Origin of the sequence: Kitasatospora sp. NBC_01287 (assembly GCF_026340565.1) — a bacterium.
GTDB lineage: Bacteria > Actinomycetota > Actinomycetes > Streptomycetales > Streptomycetaceae > Kitasatospora.
Genome location: NZ_JAPEPB010000001.1, coordinates 3,789,440 through 3,810,884, shown reverse-complemented (window position 1 = coordinate 3,810,884; position 21,445 = coordinate 3,789,440). Strand labels below are relative to the sequence as shown.

The 21,445-nt window shown below is 72.5% G+C and carries 20 protein-coding genes; 9 read left to right on the top strand and 11 right to left on the bottom strand.

Going from position 1 to position 21,445, the window contains the following annotated elements:
- Window positions 1-5 precede the first annotated feature (5 nt).
- From OG455_RS15970 to OG455_RS15960, 3 genes are all read right to left on the bottom strand, one after another.
- Window positions 6-1,889 (bottom strand): ATP-binding SpoIIE family protein phosphatase, encoded by a 1,884-nt coding sequence (locus tag OG455_RS15970; protein WP_266294239.1) that lies wholly within the window; start codon window positions 1,887-1,889, stop codon window positions 6-8.
- Between the two features lie 98 nt (window positions 1,890-1,987).
- Window positions 1,988-2,731, bottom strand: coding sequence for a methyltransferase domain-containing protein (locus tag OG455_RS15965; RefSeq protein WP_323185517.1), 744 nt, complete (start codon window positions 2,729-2,731; stop codon window positions 1,988-1,990).
- A 591-nt stretch (window positions 2,732-3,322) separates the two neighbouring features.
- The gene (locus tag OG455_RS15960; protein ID WP_266294237.1) at window positions 3,323-6,286 is read right to left on the bottom strand and encodes an AfsR/SARP family transcriptional regulator; all 2,964 of its coding nucleotides are present in this window, start codon (window positions 6,284-6,286) and stop codon (window positions 3,323-3,325) included.
- A 210-nt stretch (window positions 6,287-6,496) separates the two neighbouring features.
- Between OG455_RS15960 and OG455_RS15955 the strand changes: the two genes are divergently transcribed.
- The gene (locus OG455_RS15955) at window positions 6,497-6,712 is read left to right on the top strand and encodes a hypothetical protein (RefSeq protein ID WP_266294235.1); all 216 of its coding nucleotides are present in this window, start codon (window positions 6,497-6,499) and stop codon (window positions 6,710-6,712) included.
- Between the two features lie 112 nt (window positions 6,713-6,824).
- On the opposite strand, the gene OG455_RS15950 is transcribed toward OG455_RS15955, so the two are convergent.
- Window positions 6,825-7,328: a hypothetical protein gene (locus OG455_RS15950; RefSeq protein ID WP_266294233.1), complete on the bottom strand. Its 504-nt coding sequence runs from the start codon at window positions 7,326-7,328 to the stop codon at window positions 6,825-6,827.
- Between the two features lie 265 nt (window positions 7,329-7,593).
- On the opposite strand from OG455_RS15950, the gene OG455_RS15945 reads away from it, so the two are divergent.
- Window positions 7,594-7,917, top strand: coding sequence for a nuclear transport factor 2 family protein (locus OG455_RS15945; protein WP_266294231.1), 324 nt, complete (start codon window positions 7,594-7,596; stop codon window positions 7,915-7,917).
- 67 nt (window positions 7,918-7,984) lie between these two features.
- On the opposite strand, the gene OG455_RS15940 is transcribed toward OG455_RS15945, so the two are convergent.
- A complete protein-coding gene (locus OG455_RS15940; RefSeq protein WP_266294229.1) occupies window positions 7,985-9,646 on the bottom strand; it encodes a fumarate hydratase in 1,662 nt (553 codons plus the stop codon).
- Window positions 9,647-9,909: 263 nt separating this feature from the next.
- Here OG455_RS15940 and OG455_RS15935 point away from each other — a divergent pair, with 263 nt between their 5' ends.
- Together OG455_RS15935 and OG455_RS15930 are read left to right on the top strand one after the other, a co-directional pair.
- Window positions 9,910-10,572 (top strand): DUF1707 domain-containing protein, encoded by a 663-nt coding sequence (locus tag OG455_RS15935; RefSeq protein ID WP_266300816.1) that lies wholly within the window; start codon window positions 9,910-9,912, stop codon window positions 10,570-10,572.
- Window positions 10,573-10,886: 314 nt separating this feature from the next.
- Window positions 10,887-11,258, top strand: coding sequence for a WhiB family transcriptional regulator (locus OG455_RS15930; protein ID WP_266300815.1), 372 nt, complete (start codon window positions 10,887-10,889; stop codon window positions 11,256-11,258).
- 115 nt (window positions 11,259-11,373) lie between these two features.
- On the opposite strand, the gene glpX is transcribed toward OG455_RS15930, so the two are convergent.
- Window positions 11,374-12,414, bottom strand: coding sequence for a class II fructose-bisphosphatase (gene glpX, locus OG455_RS15925; RefSeq protein ID WP_266294227.1), 1,041 nt, complete (start codon window positions 12,412-12,414; stop codon window positions 11,374-11,376).
- Window positions 12,415-12,611: 197 nt separating this feature from the next.
- Between glpX and OG455_RS15920 the strand changes: the two genes are divergently transcribed.
- A complete protein-coding gene (locus tag OG455_RS15920) occupies window positions 12,612-13,157 on the top strand; it encodes a DUF4245 domain-containing protein (RefSeq protein WP_266294225.1) in 546 nt (181 codons plus the stop codon).
- A 112-nt stretch (window positions 13,158-13,269) separates the two neighbouring features.
- Here the strand turns inward: OG455_RS15920 and OG455_RS15915 are convergent, their stop codons facing one another.
- Together OG455_RS15915 and OG455_RS15910 are read right to left on the bottom strand one after the other, a co-directional pair.
- Window positions 13,270-13,878 carry a malonic semialdehyde reductase gene (locus tag OG455_RS15915; protein ID WP_266294223.1) on the bottom strand — a complete coding sequence of 203 codons (609 nt, stop codon included), beginning with the start codon at window positions 13,876-13,878 and terminating at the stop codon, window positions 13,270-13,272.
- A gap of 156 nt (window positions 13,879-14,034) precedes the next feature.
- Window positions 14,035-14,307, bottom strand: a complete 273-nt coding sequence (locus OG455_RS15910; RefSeq protein WP_266294221.1) for an exodeoxyribonuclease VII small subunit — start codon at window positions 14,305-14,307, stop codon at window positions 14,035-14,037.
- Window positions 14,308-14,393: 86 nt separating this feature from the next.
- Here OG455_RS15910 and OG455_RS15905 point away from each other — a divergent pair, with 86 nt between their 5' ends.
- Complete coding sequence (locus OG455_RS15905) at window positions 14,394-14,960, top strand: GNAT family N-acetyltransferase (RefSeq protein ID WP_266294219.1); 567 nt, start codon at window positions 14,394-14,396, stop codon at window positions 14,958-14,960.
- Here OG455_RS15905 and xseA read toward each other — a convergent pair.
- Window positions 14,935-16,152, bottom strand: coding sequence for an exodeoxyribonuclease VII large subunit (xseA, locus tag OG455_RS15900; protein ID WP_266294217.1), 1,218 nt, complete (start codon window positions 16,150-16,152; stop codon window positions 14,935-14,937). The two genes, OG455_RS15905 and xseA, sit on opposite strands and share 26 nt — an antisense overlap.
- A gap of 10 nt (window positions 16,153-16,162) precedes the next feature.
- Window positions 16,163-17,509 carry an APC family permease gene (locus tag OG455_RS15895; RefSeq protein WP_266294215.1) on the bottom strand — a complete coding sequence of 449 codons (1,347 nt, stop codon included), beginning with the start codon at window positions 17,507-17,509 and terminating at the stop codon, window positions 16,163-16,165.
- 98 nt (window positions 17,510-17,607) lie between these two features.
- Between OG455_RS15895 and OG455_RS15890 the strand changes: the two genes are divergently transcribed.
- Entirely contained in the window at window positions 17,608-18,582 is a 975-nt protein-coding gene (locus tag OG455_RS15890) for a 4-hydroxy-3-methylbut-2-enyl diphosphate reductase (RefSeq protein WP_266294213.1), read from the top strand.
- Between the two features lie 123 nt (window positions 18,583-18,705).
- Window positions 18,706-19,458, top strand: coding sequence for a polyphosphate--glucose phosphotransferase (gene ppgK / locus OG455_RS15885; protein ID WP_266294211.1), 753 nt, complete (start codon window positions 18,706-18,708; stop codon window positions 19,456-19,458).
- A gap of 74 nt (window positions 19,459-19,532) precedes the next feature.
- Here the strand turns inward: ppgK and OG455_RS15880 are convergent, their stop codons facing one another.
- The gene (locus OG455_RS15880) at window positions 19,533-20,135 is read right to left on the bottom strand and encodes a DUF6542 domain-containing protein (RefSeq protein WP_266294209.1); all 603 of its coding nucleotides are present in this window, start codon (window positions 20,133-20,135) and stop codon (window positions 19,533-19,535) included.
- A 138-nt stretch (window positions 20,136-20,273) separates the two neighbouring features.
- Here OG455_RS15880 and ychF point away from each other — a divergent pair, with 138 nt between their 5' ends.
- The gene (gene ychF, locus OG455_RS15875; RefSeq protein ID WP_266294207.1) at window positions 20,274-21,347 is read left to right on the top strand and encodes a redox-regulated ATPase YchF; all 1,074 of its coding nucleotides are present in this window, start codon (window positions 20,274-20,276) and stop codon (window positions 21,345-21,347) included.
- Window positions 21,348-21,445 lie beyond the last annotated feature (98 nt).

Below are 21,445 nucleotides of genomic sequence, written 5' to 3'. Positions count from 1 at the left end.
GGGCCTCAGCAGCGGCGCGGCGGCAGCTGCTGCTCGAACCAGACCACCTTGCCGCCGCCCAGCCGGGTCGACCCCCAGGAGTCGGCGCACTTGGCGACCAGCTCCAGGCCCCGGCCGCGCTCCTCCTGCGGGCCGGCCCGGCGGCGGCGCGGCAGCTGCGGGCTGTCGTCGCCGACCTCGCAGCGCAGCACCGAGGTGCGCACCAGCCGCAGTGTGACCGGCTTCTTGGCGTGCTGGACGGCGTTGGTGACCAGCTCGCTGACCATCAGCTCGGTGCTCTCCGCCAGCTCGTCCAGACCCCAGCGGCGCAGCGCGTGCCCGGCCAGCCGCCGGGCCCGCCCCGGGGTCTCGTTGCGCGGCTGGAGGTACCAGTACGCGACGTCGTTGGCCGGGATCCCGTCGAAGGCGGCCGCCAGCAGCGCGATGTCGTCGCCGCGGTCGCCGGGCGGCAGGATCCGCAGTGCCTCCTGGCAGAGCTGTTCGGGCGAGTGCTGGTGCGCGCCGGTCAGGCGCTCGCGCAGCCGTTCCAGGCCGCTGGTGAGCGGGCGGCGGCGGGTCTCCACCAGGCCGTCGGTGAAGAGCAGCAGGGCCGAGCCCGGCGGCGCGTCCAGCTCCTGGGAGGAGAAGTCCACTCCGCCGACGCCGATCGGCGCGCCCGGCGCGAGGTGTTCTAGCAGCTCGGCCCGGCCGTCCGGATGGATCAGCGCGGGTGGCATGTGTCCGGCGTTGGCCACCACGATCCGGTTGGCGATCGGGTCGTAGACCGCGAAGACGCAGGTGGCCAGGTGCTGTTCGCGTCCCAGCCGCTGGGCCTGCTCGTCCAGGTGGTAGAGCACCTCGTGCGGCGGCAGGTCGAGCGCGGCCAGGGTCTGCGCGCTGGTCCGCAGCTGGCCCATCACGGCCGCCGAGGTGAGCGAGTGGCCCATCACGTCGCCCACGATCAGCGCCACCCGGTTGCCGGGCAGCGGGATCGCGTCGTACCAGTCGCCGCCGACCTGGGAGTCGGCCTCGCCGGGCAGGTAGCGGTGGGCGAGGCGCACCCCGTGCGGCTGGGGCAGGTCGGCGGGCAGCATGCTGCGCTGCAGCTTGCCCGCGATCTCCGATTCGCGGGTGTAGCGCTGGGCGGTGTCGACCGCGAGGCCGGCCAGGGTGGCCAGGTGGGCGGCGGTCTGGGTGTCGGCCGGGTCGAAGCGGGCCGGCTCCTTGGCCCGCTCGCCCGGGCGGCCGTGCGGGTGCAGCAGGTGGTAGTCGTCGTCCGGCTTGCCCGGCCGCCGGACCAGCACCAGCAGGCCGAGCACCGAGTCCGCCCGCCGCTGCCGGTCGGTGTCCCGCCCGCCGCGCTTCTCCCGGCCGCGCAGCGGCAGCGCGAGCAGCGCCGTGCCGCGGGCCAGGCCGGCCAGCGCGCGGGCGCCGTAGAGCTCGGCGAAGAGCGGCCGCAGCCGCTCGCCCTCGGCGGTGCCCAGCACCACCGGGCCGGCCGGGGCCGCCTCGCGCAGCGCCCGGTCCAGCGCGCCGCCGGCCGCGGCGGTGACGGTGCGCCGGCCCTGGCCCAGCCTGGTGCCCTCGGCCCGGTGCAGCCGCAGCTCGGCCGGCCCCGAGCGGGCGCGCCCGTGGCCGTCGCCGAGCACGGGCTCGCGCAGGTGGACGAGTACCGCGTCGGCCAGTGCCGGGACCAGCACCTTGGCCAGGCTGCGCACCGTCGCGGCCGGATCCAGGCTGGTGTTGATCTGCCGGGTGGCGTCGTTGAGGTAGCCGAGGCGTTCGGTGACGGCCTGCCGGACCCGCAGGTTCAACGGCGTCGCGGGGGCGGCGGGCTGCCCGGGCGGCGGCCGGCGCTGGGCCGGGACGGCGGGCGGCTGGCCGGCCTGAGGGGTGGGAAGGTCGCGCACGGCTGCCTGTTCTTCACGGTCGGATCTGGCGGAGCTGGTTGTCGGGGCGGGGTGGCGCCGGGGGTAGGGCCGGCGGTGACGGGCGGGCTGTCGGAAGGTCAGGTGGTGCGGCGACAGTGCAGGAAGAGCTGCTCCTCCGGCGGCAGTGCCATGCAGGCCGGCGCGTACGGCCGACCGTTCAGCGCCTCCACCGTGAAGCCGGCCAGGTGCAGGGCCTCGGCCAGCTCCTCGCGCAGGAATCCGCTGATCCGGATCTCCTGGCCGAGGAAGCGCATCGGGTAGTCGTCCAGGTCGGCCTCCACCATGCCGAGCACCAGCAGACCGCCGGGCCGCAGCAGCGTGCGGATCCGCCGCAGTGCCACCTGGATCTCCCGTTGCGGCAGCAGGATCAAGGAGAAGAAGGCGGTGGCCGCCGCGAAGCCGCCGGCCCCGGCCGGACCGAGACCGGGCACCCCCCAGGCCGTCCCGGCGCGTCCGGTGCCCAGGTCGTAGAGGTCGATCCGGTGGTAGGCGGCGGCCTGGGGCAGGGCGCGGCGGGCCAGCGCGAGCATCCCGTCGGAGAGGTCCACGGCGGTGACCCGCAGGCCGGCCTCGGCGAGCTGGCGGACGGTCGGGTCGCCGGTGCCGCAGCCGATGTCCAGCACCGGCGCACCCGGTTCCAGTTCGGCGATCAGCCGGTGTGCGGCCGTGAGCTGGCCGGACTTGGCGGGGAAGGCCTCGCTGTACCGGGCCCCGATCGCGTCGAAGGCCACCGACTGCAACGCGCGCTCCGCGCTGCGGCAGGTCGGGGCAGGCCCGGCGGTCCCTCCCCGGGCGGGGTCCGATATCTGTCCCGTCGTCACGATTGCGAGGCACCTTTCCCACCTGGCCGCAGGCCGTCGCGCCGCGCACCGTCCGCGTGCCCCGCTCCGCGCCGCTCGTCCAGCCGTCAGCCCGACCCGGCCCAACTCAGTCCAACCCTGTCCTTTCGGGCACACCGATCCGCGCGTGTCACCTGGCCTCTGAGAATATGCGCGATCACCGTGCTGTGGAGTCCGTTTCCGGCCAACTCGTGCGGATCGGGCCCGATCCACGGGTGCGACACCGGTGAGATGCCTGGTCGGCGGAAGCGCGCCGGGGTGGGCAGGGGTGGTGCGGGCCCTGTCGCACGCCGCATGGCGTGCGGGGTGGTGCGAGGCCAGCCTGTCGCTGATCTGACAGTATGCCTGGTCAGCGTGCTGGGCGAGGTCGGTTGACCGACGTTTATCGAACGTCAATCGCCGACTGCCAGAGTCTTCTCAGCGCCGGGGAAGCGCGGAGGGATGTTCCCGCAGCCGGGGGGCTGCGGGGTCATCTCGCCCGGGGGAGGAAGCTTCTCGCCAGGGGGGGAACCAGGGGGACACCGGGATATCGGGGGAGCGGGGCACGGGGGCCCCGCTTCGGGGGACCGGTGCCTACGGCGCGGTGGTGGGTGAGGGCTCGGTGTGCTGTTCATCGATGAGGCTCCGCACGGCATGGGCCTCCGGCACACCGAGCCTGGTGAAGATCTCGTGGGCCTCGGTGAGGCAGGCCAGGCCACGGGCGGGCGTGCCCAGACGGAGCAGCGCTTCACCGAGGGCGGCGTTGGCCAGGCCCTGACCATAGGCGGTGTCCATCTCCTGGGCGATGACCAGTGCCTCCTCGGCAGCCTGGGCGGCCTCCTTCACCTGGTCGTCCGCCAGCAGGCAGCCGGCCAGCCGGGCCAGCGACAGCCCTTCCCAGAGCCGCTGCTGCTGGTCCTGGTAGAGCTGGTGGGCCTCGCGCAGTTGGGTCGCGGCCTCGGCGGGCGAACCCGTGGTCCGCAGGACGACGCCGAGTTGGTAGAGGGTGTCGGCGAGGCAACGGGTGTTGCCGGAGGAGCGGGCGGTGGCGACCGCGGAGCCCGCCGACTCGACGGCGGCGTCCCACTGTTCCAGCTTGAGGTGGACCCGGGCGATGTTGCCCTGGATCCGGGCGGCGCTGCTCATCGCGGCGAGGTCGTTGGACAGGTCGCGGGCCTCGACGAGGAACGGCAGCGCCTCGGCGGGGCGACTCGCGGTGAGGACGGTGCCCAGGAGGCTGCAGGCAGCTAGCCGAAGCCTCGGGGTCTGACGCCCGAGCAGGGCGAGGCAGCCCCGCAGGGAGTGTTCCGCGTCCGGATAGCCCCCGGTCAGGTAGGCGAAGAAGGCGAGTGCGTAGCGGACCCGGGCGAGCGCGTCGCTGTCGTCGCACTCGGAGGACGCCGCCTCGGCGACCGCGAGCGTGCGCTGGATCCGCTGGGCGTGGTTCGGCTCCTCGGCCACGGTGTTCAGGGCCACCAGGAGGTCGATCGCCAGGTGGCGAAGCTCCGCCGGCCCGTCGATCGAGTCCTCGATAGTACTGAGGATCAACGCCAGTTCGGAACGCAGCCAGCCGCGCGCGGACTCGGTCCCGCCCAGTTGCTCGCCGGGGTGCGTGACGACCTGGAGGGGCTCGCTCAGCTGCTCCTCGGGTTCCAGGATCTGCGTGGCATTGCGGACGGTGGCGACCAGGAGGGCGAGCAGCCGGAGCAGCGCGGCCTGGGTGTCCGCCAAGTCCGCGACCTTCTCCCGCTGCTTCTGTGCGAAGAGCCGCAGCAGGTCGTGGTAGCGGTACCGGCCCGGTGTGAAGCACTCCAGCATGTTGGCGTCGACCAGCGCCTCCGTCACCTCCTCGGCGTCTTCCTCCGAGGTGCCGAGGAGCGCGGCCACTGCCGAGAGCGGCAGGTCGGGGCAGTCGATCAGTGCCAGCAGCCGGAAGGCCCTGGCCTCGGCGGGCTTGAGCTGCCCGTAACCGAGGCCGAGTGTGGTCTCCACCGCGAGGTTCCCGAGTTGCAGCTCGTCCAGTCGCCGCCGCTGATCGGCTAACCGACGGGCCAGGTCCGCCACGGTCCAGCGCGGTCGGCTCGCCAGTCGGGCCGCCGCGATCCGGACCGCGAGCGGCAGGAAGCCGCAGGCGGTGACCACAGCGAGTGCCGCGTCCGGCTCAGCGTCGATCCGGTGTCGGCCGGCGATGGCGCCGAACAGCTCCAGCGCCTCCTCCGGTGTCAGTTCCTCGACATCGAAGAGGTGGGCACCCGGAATCCCCGCCAGCCGTGAACGGCTGGTGGCCAGGACCGCGCACCCGGCCACGCCGGGGATCAGCGGGGTGATCTGCTGCGCGTCATGGGCGTTGTCGAGCATGATCAGCATCCGCCGGTCGGCCAGCACCGATCGGTACATCGCCACCCGCTGCTCGAAGGACTCCGGAGCCTCGGTGATACCGAGCGCGAAGAGGAAGTCACCCAGCACGATGGCCGGGTCGGCCGGTGTGGCGCTGACCCCGCGCAGGTCGACGTAGAGCTGGCCGTCCGGGAACTCGGCTCGCACGCTGTGCGCGACGTGCACGGCAAGCGTGGTCTTGCCGACGCCGCCGATCCCGGCCAGTGAGGTCACCACCACGGCCTGGCCCGAGGCCTCGCGCAGCACCTCACGGAGTTCGCCTACCAGTTCACCGCGCCCGCTGAAGTCCGAGACGTCGGCCGGCAGCTGGGCAGGCGACGCCGGCGCGCTGACCTCGGTGGCCGGAATCCCCAATTCCGGGGCGGAATTCATCAATGTCGGGTCTGCTGCGAGGATCCGGGAGTGCATCGCGGCGAGTGCGGCCCCCGGCTCGACTCCTAGTTCGTCGATCAGCAGCTTTCGGGTCGCCGCGTACACGCTGAGCGCCTCGGCCTGTCGGCCGCACCGATAAAGCGCGAGCATCAGCAGTTCCCGTAGCCGCTCCCGCAGCGGTTGTTCGGAGGTGAGGCTGGTCAATTCGGCGACGATTTCGGCGTGCAGGTCGATTTCGAGCGCGACCGTGCACAACTCCTCACGGGCTGCAACCTGGTGCTCCGTCAGGCGCTGCCGCTGGGAGTCCGCGTACGGGCCCGGGATCCCGGCCAACGGCTGTCCGCTCCAGAGCGAGAGCGCCGAGGTCAGCAGCTTGTGGGCGGTCTCCGGCTGGCCGGCCTGACGGGCCGCGGCAGCCTCGGTCGACCGTGCGTCGAAAACGGCCAGGTCGAGCGATTCGTCCGGAATTCGCAATGCGTATCCGTCACGCACCGAAACCAGTAGTTCGGCTGGCTTTCGGACTTCTCGTCCCGGTTCGATGACCGAGCGGAGCCGGGACACGTAGGTGCGCAGCGCAGCCACGGCTTGCGGCGGGGGCCGGTCGCCCCAGAGCCCGTCCACCAGCTCCTGGGTGGTGACCGGCCGTCCATGGTGGAGCAGGAGGGCGGTCAACACGGCCTGCTGCTGCGGAGATCCCAGCGCGAGCGGTTGCTCGTCGCGCCAGGCCTGGACGGGTCCGAGCACCTGGAAGCGCGGCACGGCATTGTGCGGCGTTGCCTGAAGCTCCATGAGGTCCCCCGATGGCCTGCTACTTCGAACCTCGAAGTGGTGCCCCCCATGCTCCGGCCGCAATGCCCGGTCAGGAAGGGCAAAACGGGCAGATTGTTCAGGTGGAGGGCTGTTTATAAGACATTTAACGAGCCCTACGATACTGTCCCCACGCCGCGGCCAGACCGACCGGGGCGGTTCAGCACTGACGCCCCGAGAGGTGGTCCGGCGATGGCCGACAACGAGACTTCGATCGCTCTCCCTGAGCAGACCGATGAGGTGGACGGCGTTCTGACGGGCGCTGTTCAGGCAGCCGACCAGCAGGTTCAGACCGGCAGCACGGCGGAGCCGACGGCTCCGCAGGGCGACACCCCGGCCGCGGCGTCGTCGCAGGCGGGCGGTGGCGGCACCGCCCAACCGCTCGGCCTGGTCGTCAACACGCAGTGACACGCTGTTCGCGACTGCCGACTTTGGCCTGATTGCATCGCGTAGTTGTCCTGTGCCGCTACGCGCGAAGAGCCCCCGGTACCCCCGGGGGCTTCGTCGTCTCCGCCCGCCCTCAGGAGATCGGGATCTCGAACGGCTGGCTGTTGTTCTCCGGGTTCGGGTCGTCCGGGCCGGTCACCGTCACGCGGCCGCCGGTCAGCCGGCCGGGGTGCTCCACGTTCGACTCGATCCGGGTGGGGATCAGCGCCGTGGCCGTGCGCCCCGGGCGCAGGCCGGCCGGGAAGACGCAGCGCACGCTGTGGCCGCCCTCGCTCGGCCGGCAGTCGCTCGGGAAGAACGGTGTCTCGGCGTAGCTGCCGAAGGGGAGCGTGATCGTCACGGTGAACGGGGCCTCGGTCGTGTCCGGGCCGCCGTTGGCGACGAAACCGTGCACGGTGGTGAGCCCGCCGGGCGGCGCGGGCTCCGGGATCAGCTGGATCACTTCGAGGTCCGAGCGCGGCGGCGCGGCACTGGCGGCCGCCGCCGGTGACAGCAGGAGCGTGAGGACGCCGCCCGCGACCAGCAGGCGGTGCGCGAGCCGGCGCTGGGATCGGCGACGGGATGGGCTGCTGGTCATGCGACACCTGCCTTGCGGTCATGGGGAACTGACGTTCACTCACATGATCGCCACCGCGCCGCCCGCAGCGCCAGCAGTGGCCGCCGAAGAGGACCCGTACGGGCGAACGGCGCCGCGACGGCGGCCCTGCCGAACCGGGCTGGTCCTCCGCAGGCCCGCCGCTGGGCCGGCGGAGGGACCGGCGCGGTGCCGCTGCGCGGACCGTGCGCACGCTCGTGCGAGAGTGCTGGCAACCCCCGTTGCCGCAGCCCCCAGGAGCTGTCAAATGACCATCGCCGTCGCCAAGCTCTCCGACCCGACCGTCCGCGCGCTCGTGACGGCGGTCAACGCCAACGACCGCGCCGCCTTCCTCGCCCTGCTCACCGAGGGTGCCACGATGTCCGACGACGGGTCGGACCGCGAGCTGCAGGAGTGGATCGACCGGGAGATCTTCGGCTCCCGCGGCCACATGGAGGTCCAGACCGAGTCGGACGGCGGCCGGTCGCTGATCGCGAACTTCCGCAACGAGACCTGGGGCGAGATGCGCACCGCGTGGCGGTTCGAGATCGCCGACGGCAAGGTGAGCCGGTTCGAGACCGGCCAGGCCTGACGGGGTCGGGGCGTGACGATGCCCCGGAGCCGGCCGGCCCCGGGGCACGCGTCAGCGAGGGGGAACGTCAGGAGCGGACCCGGATGCTGGTGATCAGCGGGCCGTCGGTGACCTCGGCGAAGAAGTCGTTGCCCTTGTCGTCCACCACGATGAAGGCCGGGAAGTCCTCGACCTCGATCCGCCAGACCGCCTCCATGCCCAGCTCGGCGTACTCCAGCACCTCCACCTTCTTGATGCAGTCCTGGGCCAGGCGGGCGGCGGGGCCGCCGATCGAGCCGAGGTAGAAGCCGCCGTGGCTGGCGCAGGCCTGGGTGACCTGCTTGGAGCGGTTGCCCTTGGCGAGCATCACCATCGAGCCGCCGGCCGCCTGGAACTGGTCGACGTAGGAGTCCATCCGGCCGGCCGTGGTGGGGCCGAAGGAGCCGGAGGCGAAGCCCTCCGGGGTCTTGGCCGGGCCGGCGTAGTAGACCGGGTGGTCCTTGAGGTACTGCGGCATGCCCTCGCCCGCGTCCAGCCGCTCCTTGATCTTGGCGTGCGCGATGTCGCGGGCCACCACCAGGGTGCCGGTCAGCGACAGGCGGGTCTTGACCGGGTGCTTGGAGAGTTCGGCGCGGATGTCCGACATCGGCTGGTTGAGGTCGACCCGGACCACGGAGTCGTCCAGGTGGTCATCCGTGGTCTCCGGCAGGTACTTGGCCGGGTCGGTCTCCAGCTGCTCCAGGAAGACGCCCTCGGCCGTGATCTTGCCGAGCGCCTGGCGGTCGGCCGAGCAGGAGACGGCCATCGCGACCGGCAGCGAGGCGCCGTGCCGCGGCAGCCGGATGACGCGCACGTCGTGGCAGAAGTACTTGCCGCCGAACTGGGCGCCGATGCCGATCTTCTGGGTCAGCTCGAAGACCTTGGCCTCCAGCTCCAGGTCGCGGAAGCCGTGGCCGGTGGCCGCGTCGCCGCTGGTCGGCAGCTGGTCCAGGTAGTGCGCGGAGGCGTACTTGGCGGTCTTCAGCGCGAACTCGGCGCTGGTGCCGCCGACCACGATGGCCAGGTGGTACGGCGGGCAGGCGGCGGTGCCCAGGCCGCGGATCTTCTGCTCCAGGAAGGCGAGCATGCTCTTCTCGTTGAGCACCGCCTTGGTCTCCTGGTACAGGTACGACTTGTTGGCGCTGCCGCCGCCCTTGGCCATGAAGAGGAACTTGTACGCGTCGCCGTCGGTCGCGTACAGCTCGATCTGGGCCGGCAGGTTGGAGCCGGTGTTCTTCTCGTCCCACATGGTCAGCGGGGCCATCTGCGAGTAGCGCAGGTTGAGCTTGGTGTACGCGTCGAAGACGCCGCGCGCGATGGCGGCCTCGTCGCCCCCCTGCGTCAGCACGTTCTGCCCGCGCTTGCCCATCACGATCGCGGTGCCGGTGTCCTGGCACATCGGCAGGATGCCGCCGGCCGAGATGTTGACGTTCTTCAGCAGGTCCAGCGCCACGAAGCGGTCGTTGGGGCTCGCCTCGGGGTCGTCCAGGATCCGGCGCAGCTGCGCCAGGTGCGCGGGGCGCAGGTAGTGCGAGATGTCGTGCATCGCCTCGGCGGTGAGCAGCCGCAGGGCCTCGGGCTCCACCTTCAGGAAGCGCCGCCCGTCCGCCTCGAAGGTGCTGACCCCCTCGGAGGTCAGCTTGCGGTACGGAGTGGGGTCCGCTCCGAGCGGGAGGAGGTCGGAGTAGGCGAAGTCTGGCGTGGATGCCATGCGAGGTCCTTCACGGATTGATGGTGCTGCGTCGGCGAAGCGCCTTCCAGGTTAGAGCCGGCGGCGCCGCGGGGTGCGGGCGGGTGAGCGGGGGTGATGGGCGTCACGCCGACCCTGAGGCTCGGGGCGGCGACCCGGAGAGCACCCGGAGAGGACCCTGAGACCCCTCGTTCGCACAGAGCGAAGCCCCTAGGCTGGGCGGCGTGGAGAACTCGCCGTCACCCGAGCCGTCCGAACAGCCCAGCGACGCGCAGCCGGTGCCGCTGCGCAAGACCGAACCCGCGCCCGTGGCGCGGCCCGAGAGCAGGGTCGCCGAAGCCGAGCTGCGCGCCTCCGACGCCGACCGCGAGCGGATCGCGGAGCTGCTGCGCGACGCGTACGCCGAAGGGCGGCTGAGCGTGGAGGAGCACTCCGAGCGGATCGAGGCGGCCTACGGCGCCAAGACGCTGGGGGAGCTGGTACCGCTCACCCGGGACCTGCCCGCCCACCGCCCGGGCCCGGCCGGGGCCGAGCGGCCGGCCGTCGCGCCGCAGGCCCCGGCCCGCCTGGAGTCGGGTTCCCTGGTCGCGGTCTTCGGCGGCGCCGCCCGCAAGGGGAGGTGGCGGGTCGGCCCGCACGTGCGGGTGACCTCCGTCTTCGGCGGGGTGGAACTGGACCTGAGTGACGCGGTCTTCGAGTCGCCCGAGGTGGTGATCGAGGTCACCGCGGTCTTCGGCGGGGTGTCGATCCGGGTGCCGGAGAACGTGACGCTGGTCGGTGCCGGGTCGGGCATCTTCGGCGGCTTCGACGTGCGCGAGCAGATCGCGGCCGACCCGTACGCCCCGGTGGTGCGGGTGAAGGGCGCGGCGATCTTCGGCGGGGTCGAAGCCAAGCCGCGCCGGGGCAAGAAGCTCAAGGAGTGGGTGCGCAAGCAACTCGACGACTGAGCGGCGCCGCGGCGGTGCGGAACCTCACGTTCCGTCAACTCCTTGATCGGCACTCGGGGTTGGTCCGAGTGCAGGCTGTGTCTGGGTGAACACGGTGTGCATGAACCAGGATCGCGCGGGGTACGTCCTCGGGCACATCGTTTTCTTGAACGGCTGCGGTCAGACGGCGTCGTACGGCACTCAGGCGGCAGCCGGGCAGTGACGCGAGCCTTCCCCGAGTTGTGTCAGGAGTCGCCGTGCTGCACCCGATCGAGCCCAGCACCACCGACGTCGTGCGGGCCGCCGCCGAGCGGCCCGGACGCGGGGGCGCCGCGCTGAGCGCGCCCGCGAGTGTGCGGCTCGACCACCTGGAGGAGAACCCCTGGCACACCGGCGCGGCCTGCCGCCGGGACGAGGCCGGGCTGTTCTTCGCCCCGTCCAAGGAGCCGACGGCCGCCCGGCTGGCCCGCGAGGCGCACGCCAAGCAGGTCTGCGCCCGCTGCCCGGTGCTGCTCTCCTGCCGCGAGCACGCGCTGGCGCAGCCCGAGCCGTACGGGGTGTGGGGCGGGCTCACCGCCGCCGAGCGCCGGGTGGTGCTGGCCCGCCGCCGGCGCCGCGAGGTCGAGCTGCGTGCCGAGGCCCAGCTGGTGCCCGGTCAGCGTGTGACGGGGCGGCGGGTGGCCGAGCCCGGGCGGATAGCGGGCTGAACGCGGCAGGGGGCTGGGCGCGGATCGCGCCCAGCCCCCTGCCGTCCATCCGTACGTCCGTCCGCCCGCCGGTCCGCCCGTCGATATGTTCAGCGGGCGGCGGGCGAGCGCCGGGTCAGTTCGCCCGGTCGAAGTCGATCGCGCTGTAGGCCCGCAGCTTGGACAGCTTGTGGACCGAGTCGATCTGGCGGATCGTGCCGCTCTTGGAGCGCATCACCAGTGAGCTGGTGGTGGCGGTCTCGTGGCGGTAGTGCACACCGCGCAGCAGCTCGCCGTCGGTGATGCCGGTGGCCACGAAGAACACGTTCTCGCCGCTGACCAGGTCGTTGGTGGTCAGGACCCGGTCCAGATCGTGGCCGGCGTCCAGCGCGCGCTGCTTCTCGGCCTCGTCCTTGGGCCACAGCCGGCCCTGGATCACGCCGCCCATGCACTTCATCGCGCAGGCCGCGATGATCCCCTCGGGGGTGCCGCCGACGCCGAGCAGCAGGTCGACGCCGGTGCCCTCGCGGGCGGTCATGATCGCGCCGGCCACGTCGCCGTCGGAGATGAACTTGATCCGGGCGCCGGCCTCGCGCACCTCGCGGACCAGGTTCTGGTGGCGGGGCCGGTCCAGGATCATCACGGTGACGTCCTCGACGGAGCTGCCCTTGGCCTTGGCGACGCGGCGGATGTTGACCGCGGGCGGGGCGGTGATGTCGACGAACTCGGCGGCCTCGGGTCCGGCCACCAGCTTGTCCATGTAGAAGACGGCGCTGGGGTCGAACATGGTGCCGCGGTCGGCCACGGCCAGCACGGCGACCGCGTTGGCCATGCCCTTGGCGGTCAGCGTGGTGCCGTCCACCGGGTCCACGGCGACGTCGCACTCGGCGCCGGTGCCGTCGCCGACCCGCTCGCCGTTGTAGAGCATCGGGGCTTCGTCCTTCTCGCCCTCGCCGATGACGACGATGCCGTTCATCGAGACGGTGGAGACGAGGGTCCGCATAGCCTTCACGGCGGCGCCGTCGGCGCCGTTCTTGTCGCCCCGGCCGACCCAGCGGCCGGCTGCCATGGCCGCCGCCTCGGTCACCCGGACGAGCTCCAGGGCCAGGTTGCGGTCCGGTGCTTCAGGGGCCACCTCCAGCGACTGCGGAAGGTGGGAGGGGTGCTGCGTGGTCATCGTCGTTACCTCTCTGTACGCGACGGCCAGTCAGCGATCGACTACTTTCTGGTCGAGCGCTGCGTTGAGGGTCCCCCGATCGTATCTGTGGATGGGATGACTGTCTGTGGCGCGGGTCCCGCTCACCTGCGCTTCTGCGGCGGTATGGGCGGTTTGCGGGCTCGCCGGGGACCCCCGCGGTCAGCCGCGGCGGCACGATGGGTCACCATGTGGGGGTGGCAGCAGGCAACAGCAGACGAGGACGGCAGACCGTCCGGGACATGATCCTGTCGATGGTCGCCGTGATGGGTGTGGCCTTGGTGGCGTACTTCACCATCCCGCACAGCACGAACGGCGACGGGGTGCGCGTGGTGGACTACAGTGCGGCGCTGGCCTCGGCCAAGCGCGCCGCGCCGTACCCGATCCTGGCGCCCCAGGGGTTGGCCGGCCAGTGGCGGGCGACCTCGGTGACCTACGACGTGGACCCCGAGGGCCACGCCGGCTGGCACCTGGGCTTCGTCACCCCGGACGGCAAGTACGCGGCCGTGGAGCAGAGCAACGAGCCCAAGAACGACCTGCTCAAGACCGTGGTCAGCGGCTACGCGCCGGACGGCAGCGCGACCATCGCCGGCCAGGACTGGTCGCGCTACCAGGGCGACCACTACCGCGGCCTGACCGTGACCGCCGACTCGGCCACCACCCTGGTCACCGGCAGCGCCTCGTACCAGGAGCTGGACGAGCTGGCGCAGGCGCTGAAGCCGTAGCCCCGCACGCGCACGCGCACGCGCACGCGCACGCGAACGGCCCGGGCCCGGACTCCACTCGCCACGAGTGGAGTCCGGGCCCGGGCCGTTGCGCCGGAGTGCGGCACCCCGCTCAGACGCTGGTGACGACCTGGTCGTAGGCCAGGCGCGGCGAGCGCGGGTACCAGGCGTCGGCGCCCGGCTTGCCGATGTTCACCACGGCCAGCACCGAGTGCTCGCCGTCGGCGAAGAACTCCTTGTTGATGCCCTCGGCGTTGAAGCCGGTCATCGGGCCCGCGGCCAGGCCGGCGGCGCGCACGCCGATGATGAAGTAGCCGACCTGCAGCCCGGCGTTGAAGCGGGCCGAGTTCTCGCGGACCGGACGCTCGCTGAAGAAGACGTCCTTGGCCTGCGGGAAGGCCGGGAACTGGCTCGGCAGCTCCTCGTGGAACTCGTGGTCGGCGGCCAGGATGGCGACCAGCGGGGCGGCGGAGGTCTTGGGCTTGTTGCCGTCCGACATCTGCGCCACCAGGCGCTCGCGGGCCTCGGCGGAGCGGACCAGGACCACTCGCAGGGCCTGCTGGTTGAAGGCGGTGGGCGCGTACTTCACCAGGTCGTAGATGGCCTGCACCTGCTCCTCGGAGACCGGCTCCTCGGTGAAGGTGTTGGCGGTGCGGGCCTCGCGGAAGAGCAGGTCCTGGGCGGCGGCGTCGAGGACGAGCGCGTCGTTGGCGGTGGTCATGGTGCTACACCTCATGCTGGATCGGTACCGGGCGGCCGAGCGCCGCTCAGGTGTTCCAACATAGGTGAATATTCAACCATTCCTCAAGTCCACGTGACCTGCCTCACGCACCTGATCTCCTGTGCCGACCTCATGTGCCGACCTCATGTGCCGACCTCACGCACCGGCCTTGCCCCCGGCCGGCCCGCCCTCCGGCTGCTCCTGCCGCTGCTCGGCCGCCAGCGCGGCCTCCAGCCGGGCCCGGGCACCGTCCAGCCAGCGCTGGCAGACCTTGGCCAGCTCCTCGCCGCGCTCCCAGAGCGCGAGCGACTCCTCCAGCGTGGTGCCGCCGGTCTCCAACCGCCGGACCACCTCCATCAGGGCGTCCCGGGCCTGCTCGTAGCCCAGCTCGGCGGTGTTCTCGCTGCTCGTGCTCTGCTCATCGGCCATGGGGTCAGCGTAGGGGCAGCACCCGACAGAGCGGCGCAGCCAAATCCAGCTGCGCCGCCGCCGCCGGCTGGCTACTGTCGGGCGCCATGAGCGAGGTACGACAGGCACGGCCCGAGGACGCCCCGGAGCTGGTCCGGCTGCGACTGCTGATGTTCGAGGCGATGCGGGGCCAGGCCGAGCCAGGGCCCTGGGAGGGGCGGGCCGAGGCGCTGCTGCGCGATCGGTTGGCCGACCCGCACGCCACCACCATGCCCGCCTTCGTCGTCGACGACCCCGACGCGCCGGGCCGGCTGGCCGCCTGCGCGGTGGGCACCCTGGAGCAGCGACTGCCGGCGCCCGGGCACCCCGAGGGGCTCTTCGGCTTCGTCTTCAACATCTGCACCGACCCGGCCCGCCGCCGCCGCGGCCACGCCAGGGCCTGCACCGAGGCGCTGCTGGCCTGGTTCGACGAGCACCGGGTGACCCGGATCGACCTGCACGCCACCGAGGGCGGCGAGCAGCTCTACCGCAGCCTCGGCTTCGCGGAGCACTCCGTGCCGCTCTCCCGCAACCGGCTCGGTTCCGATCCCGCCTTCAGCCCCGATCCCGCCTTCAGCCCCGGTCTCGCGCCGAGCCCCGATCCCGGACTCAATCCTGAGCTGTCGCCCCGCTGACCGTCACCTCGAAGCCGCCGCCCGCGACCCGCGCGTGCAGCCGCTCGCCCGCCGCGAGCACCGCCTGGTCGGTCACCACCTGCCCGTCGGCCCGCTGGAGCACCGCGTAACCGCGCTCCAGCGTCGCGGCTGGGGAGAGCGCCACCACCCGGGCCAGGGTGTGCCCGAGGTCTGACTCGGCCCGGTCCAGCCGGTGGCCCAGGGTCCGCCGGGCCCGCTCGACCAGGGCGGTCAGCTCCTGCGAGCGCTCGGCCACCAGCCGGTGGGGCGCGGCCAGCGAGGGCCGTCCGCGCACCGAGGCCAGCCCGGCCTCCTCGCGCCGCACCAGCTCGGTGGCCAGCCGCCGGGCCCGGTCCCGCAGCTGGCGCACCTTGGCCTGCTCCTCGCCCACGTCGGGGACCACCCGCTTGGCGGCGTCGGTGGGCGTCGCGGCCCGCAGATCGGCGACGAAGTCCAGCAGCGGCTGGTCCGGCTCGTGCCCGATCGCGCTCACCACCGGCGTGCGGACCTCGGCCACCGCGCGGCAGAGCTCCTCGTCGGAGAAGGGCAGCAGGTCCTCCACGCTGCCGCCACCGCGGGCCACGATGATCACGTCCACCTCGGGGTGGCCGTCCAGCTCGCGCACCGCCGCCGCCACCTGCCCGGCCGCCTGCGGGCCCTGCACCAGCACGTTGCGCACCTCGAAGCGGACCGCCGGCCAGCGCCGCCTGGCCACCTCCAGCACGTCCCGTTCGGCGGCCGAGGCGCGCCCGGTGACCAGCCCCACGCAGCCGGGCAGGAACGGCAGCGGCCGCTTGCGCTCGGCGGCGAACAGGCCCTCGCCCGCCAGCTGCCGCTTGAGCCGTTCCAGCCGGGCCAGCAGCTCGCCCAGCCCGACCAGGCGGATCTCGGTGGCCCGCAGCGACAGGGTGCCGCGGGCGGTGTACCACTCGGGCTTGGCGTGCACCAGCACCCGGGAGCCCTCGTGCAGGGTGTCGGCCAGCGGCTCCAGCACCGAGCGGAAGCAGGTGACGCCCAGCGACACGTCCTGCTCGACATCGCGCAGGGTCAGGAACTGCATCCCGGGCCGGCGGCTGAGCTGGGTGATCTGGCCCTCCACCCAGACGGCGCCGAGCCGCTCGATCCAGCCGCTGATCAACTGCGAGACCTTGCCGACCGGGAGCGGGGCTTCGGGTGAGCTGCTGTTGGCCATGCGTCCGAGGCTAGCGCCCGCCGCCGACGACGGGACCGCCGCGCCGCAGCGCCACCAGCGCCAGCCCGGCCAGCAGCCAGACCAGCCCCACCAGCTGCGCGGTGTGCGAGGCCTCCACCACCACCGCGACGATCACCGCGATGCCCAGCACCGGCACCAGCAGGTGCCGCACCCGGTCCCGGGAGCCCTGCTTGACGGTGTACCAGCCGATCACCGAGGCGTGCAGCAGCGTGAAGGCGCCCAGCGCGCCGATGTCCACCACCGAGGTCAGGTGGTCGAGGCCGTCCGCGCGCCCGGCCGCCCAGCCCGCCGCCGCCAGCGTCACCAGCGCGGCGCTGAGCAGCGCCGGCCGCGGCACGCCCGAGTCCGGGTCCACCGCCGCCAGCGCGCGCGGCAGCCAGCCGGCGCGTCCCATCGCGAAGAGCAGCCGCCCGGCCGCGGCCTGCCCGGCCAGCGCCGCGAAGGCCGCCCCGATCGCCTTGCTCGCCGCGACCAGGGTGTGCAGCCAGTGCCCGACCGCGCTCTCCACCGTGTCGTAGAAGGCCGAGCCCTGGGCCGCCGGCTGCCGGGCCAGCTGCTCGGGGGTGAGCGGCTCCAGCAGCGCCGCCAGGTAGGTCTGCGCGACGAAGAGCACCCCGGCCAGCACCAGGCAGAGCAGCACCGCCCGGGCCACCGCCCGGGAGGCACCCACCGCCTCCTCCACGAAGGAGGCGATCGCGTCGAACCCGAGGTAGGAGAGCACCGCCACGCTCACCGCGCTGAGCACCGCGGACGAGGAGAAGCCGCCGACCCCGGTCAGCGGGGAGAGCAGCGGCCGCGCCGCGCCTTCGCGGACCAGCACCACCAGCGCCGCCGCCACGAAGACCGCCAGCACCACCAGCTCCAGCGCCAGCACCGCGAACCCCACCCGCGCCGCGGTGCGCACGCCCGCCAGGTTGAGCGCGGTGGTGACCAGCACCGCCAGCACCGTCCAGGCCCAGCGCGAGACGCCGGGCACCAGCGCGTGCAGCGCGATGCCGGAGAAGAGGTAGGCCACCGCCGGGATCAGCAGGTAGTCGAGCATCGCCAGCCAGCCGGCGATGAAGCCGGTGCGCTCGCCCAGCCCGGCCCTGGCGTAGGCGAAGACCGAGCCGGTGCGCGGCACCGCGCGGACCATCTGCGCGTACGAGAAGGCGGTGAACCCCATCGCCACCGTGGCCGCCAGGTAGACCGCGGCCACCGCCCCGCGGCTCTTGGCGTCCAGCACGCCGAAGACGCCCACCGGGGCCATCGGCGCGATGAAGAGCAGTCCGTAGACCACCAGGTCGCGCAGTCCGAGACTGCGCCGCAGGCCGCTCGGCTCCGCTGGATCGTTCATTCTTCAGATTTGAACACCTGACGCACTGTCCGGTCCGCACGCCACGGCCTTTTCGGTGCGGCGCACCCGGCGCCGTGCCCGCCCGTACCATAGGGGCCATGTCGACCACCGCTCAGCGCCGCGTCCTGCTCGCCGCCCCCCGGGGCTACTGCGCGGGCGTCGACCGCGCAGTCATCGCCGTGGAGAAGGCCCTGGAGCAGTACGGGGCGCCGATCTACGTCCGCAAGCAGATCGTCCACAACAAGTACGTCGTGCAGACGCTGGAGAAGCAGGGCGCGATCTTCGTCGACGAGACGGAGGAGGTGCCCGAGGGCTCGATCGTGGTCTTCTCCGCGCACGGCGTGGCGCCCTCGGTGCACGACGAGGCGAAGGCCGGCAAGCTCGCCACCATCGACGCCACCTGCCCCCTGGTGACCAAGGTGCACAAGGAGGCCGTCCGGTTCGCCGACGAGGACTACGACATCCTGCTGGTGGGCCACGAGGGCCACGAGGAGGTGGTCGGCACCATGGGCGAGGCCCCGGAGCGGATCCACCTGGTGGACGGCCCCGAGGACGTGGCCAACGTGGAGGTGCGCGACGAGTCCAAGGTGGTCTGGCTCTCCCAGACCACGCTCTCGGTGGACGAGACCATGGCCACCGTCGGCGAGCTGAAGAAGCGCTTCCCGCTGCTGGTCTCCCCGCCCAGCGACGACATCTGCTACGCGACCCAGAACCGCCAGGTGGTGGTCAAGCAGATCGCCCCCGAGACCGACCTGCTGATCGTGGTGGGCTCCAAGAACTCCTCCAACTCGGTGCGCCTGGTCGAGGTCGGCCTGGAGTACGGCGCCAAGGCCGCGCACCTGGTGGACTTCGCCGAGGAGCTTCAGGAGGCCTGGCTGGCGGGCGTCACCACGGTCAGCGTGACCAGCGGCGCCTCGGTGCCGGAGATCCTGGTCCAGGGCGTGCTGGCCTGGCTGGCCGAGCGCGGTTTCGAGGACGTCCAGGTGGTTCGCACGGCCGAGGAGACGCTGACCTTCTCGCTGCCCAAGGAGCTGCGCCGCGACCTTCGCGCCGAGGCGGCCGGCAAGCTCTGACGCCCGCGCGCGGGCCGATGCCGCTGATGCTGTGGCAGCTTCCGAGCTGCTTTCGCCCGTTGTCTCTCGTACCGTGAAGGTCGGCTGGTCCCGTTCGCTGATCTTTTGCCAAGGAGGCTCGACGTGGCGGAAACCGAAGTGTTCGGCGTGGACATCGGCGGTTCGGGTATCAAGGGCGCCCCGGTGGACCTGGTGCGCGGCGAGCTCGCGGTGCCCCGGCACAAGGTGCTCACCCCGCACCCGGCCTCGCCGGAGTCGGTGGTGGCCGCGGTCAAGGAGGTGGTCGAGCACTTCGACCACCAGGGGCCGGTCGGCCTGACCTTCCCCGGCGTGGTGGTGGGCGGGCACACCAGGACCGCCGCCAACGTGGACCAGGGTTGGATCGGGCTCGACGCCGAGGGCCTGTTCCGGGAGGCGCTGGACCTGCCCGCCACCGTGCTCAACGACGCGGACGCGGCGGGCCTGGCGGAGGTCGCGCACGGCGCGGGCCGCGGCGAGTCGGGCGTGGTGCTGGTGCTGACCTTCGGGACCGGGATCGGCAGCGCGCTCTTCGTGGACGGGGCGCTGGTGCCCAACACCGAGCTGGGCCACCTGGAGCTGCGCGGCAAGGACGCCGAGCGGCGGGCCTCGGCCGCGGCCCGGGAGCGCCACGAGCTGAGCTGGTCCGAGTGGGCGGACCGGGTGGACGAGTACCTGGACCTGGTGGACCGGCTCTTCTCACCGCAACTGGTGATCATCGGTGGCGGTGTCAGCCGCAAGCACGAGAAGTTCCTGCCGCTGCTCAAGGAGCGGACGGCGAAGGTGGTGCCGGCCGCGCTGCGCAACGACGCCGGGATCGTCGGTGCGGCGATGGCCGCGCACAGGGCAGGACGCTGAGGGCCGATGGCCCGGTGGCCTGGTTGCTTGGTGGCCCGGCGGTCGCGGGCGGAAGGCAGGGGGCTGAGGCTGCGTCAGCGGCTGCGGCGGATCCGGCGCTGGGCGACGAACCGCGCGGCGACGATCAGTGCCGCCAGGCCGGTCCCGGTGAAGAGCCAGGCCGCCCGCAGCGCCAGCCCGGTGCAGATCGCCAGCACCTGACCGACCACCCCGGGCACGGTCACCGGGTCGAGCAGCGCCACGGTCAGCGCGAAGGCGAGCGGACCGCTGACCGGCGCGGCCGGCAGGTCGGCGAGCCGGACCCGCACCGCGGTCTGGAAGCAGACCAGCACGAAGCCGAATCCGAAGAGCAGCCCCAGGCCGCCGAAGACCGCCTGGTCGAGCAACCCGAAGGCCAGCGTGCCGAGCACCGACAGCACGCCGGCGCCGATCCCGGTCAGCCGGGCCGGGCGCCCCGCCGGTCGGCCCGCCCCCGGCCCCGCCCCGCTCCGGGCCACCCGCTGCCGCAGCCGGGCCAGCGGGGCGCCCGCACCGGAGGCGGGCCGGAGTCTGGAGGGCCGTGCGGCGACGGCATCGCGGGGCGCGGCCGGCCCCGGAACGGCGGCCTCGCGGGACCCGCCGCCGGCTGGCGGTCGGGGCCGGGGCCCGGGCGGCTGGGTTCGGATGCTCTGCTCCACATGCCCAACGTACGGTCCGATTAACATCACCCGGGGTAATGACGCCTCAAGACCTCGTGCGTGTCCTGCCCCGTTAGACTGGGCGGTCGGCCCGTACGGTGCCGCTCCACGCCCTCCAAGCCCACGGGATCGCGCTTCATGTCGCTCACGATCGGAATCGTCGGTCTGCCGAATGTCGGCAAGTCGACCCTGTTCAACGCCCTGACCAAGAACGACGTCCTGGCGGCCAACTACCCGTTCGCCACCATCGAGCCGAACGTCGGCGTGGTCGGAGTGCCGGACGCCCGGCTGGCCAAGCTGGCCGAGATCTTCAAGTCGGAGCGGATCCTGCCCGCCACGGTCGACTTCGTGGACATCGCGGGCATCGTCCGCGGCGCCTCCGAGGGTGAGGGCCTGGGCAACAAGTTCCTCGCCAACATCCGCGAGTCGGACGCGATCTGCCAGGTCATCCGGGCCTTCAACGACCCCGATGTGGTCCACGTGGACGGCAAGGTCTCGCCCAAGGACGACATCGAGACCATCAACACCGAGCTGATCCTCGCCGACCTGCAGTCGGTCGAGAAGGTGCTGCCCCGCCTGCAGAAGGAGGCCCGGCTCAAGAAGGAGTCGGCCGCCATGCTGGCCGCCGCCGAGGCCGCGCAGAAGGTGCTGGAGTCCGGCAAGACCCTCTTCGAGGTCGGCTTCGACGCCTCCTCGGTCCGCGAGCTGCACCTGCTCACCACCAAGCCCTTCCTCTACGTCTTCAACGTGGACGAGGACGAGCTGACGGACGAGGAGTTCAAGGACAGCCTGCGCGGGCTGGTCGCCCCGGCCGAGGCGATCTTCCTGAACGCCAAGATCGAGTCCGAGCTGATCGGCATGGACGACGCCGACGCCCTTGAGCTGCTCCAGTCGATGGGCCAGGAGGAGCCCGGCATGGCCACCCTCGGCCGGGTCGGCTTCGACACCCTGGGCCTGCAGACCTACCTCACCGCCGGCCCCAAGGAGGTGCGCGCCTGGACCATCAAGAAGGGCGCCACCGCCCCCGAGGCCGCCGGCGTGATCCACACCGACTTCCAGAAGGGCTTCATCAAGGCCGAGATCGTCTCCTTCGGCGACCTGGTCGAGTGCGGCTCCATCCCCGAGGCCCGTGCCAAGGGCAAGTCCCGGATCGAGGGCAAGGAGTACGTGATGCAGGACGGCGACGTGGTGGAGTTCCGCTTCAACGTGTGACGAACCATCAGGAGATGCCGCTCGGGCTGCTTACGAGCAGGCCGAGCGGCATCTCCGGTCCGTGCGGGTCCTCGCGGTCGGATCACGGGGGTGTGCCG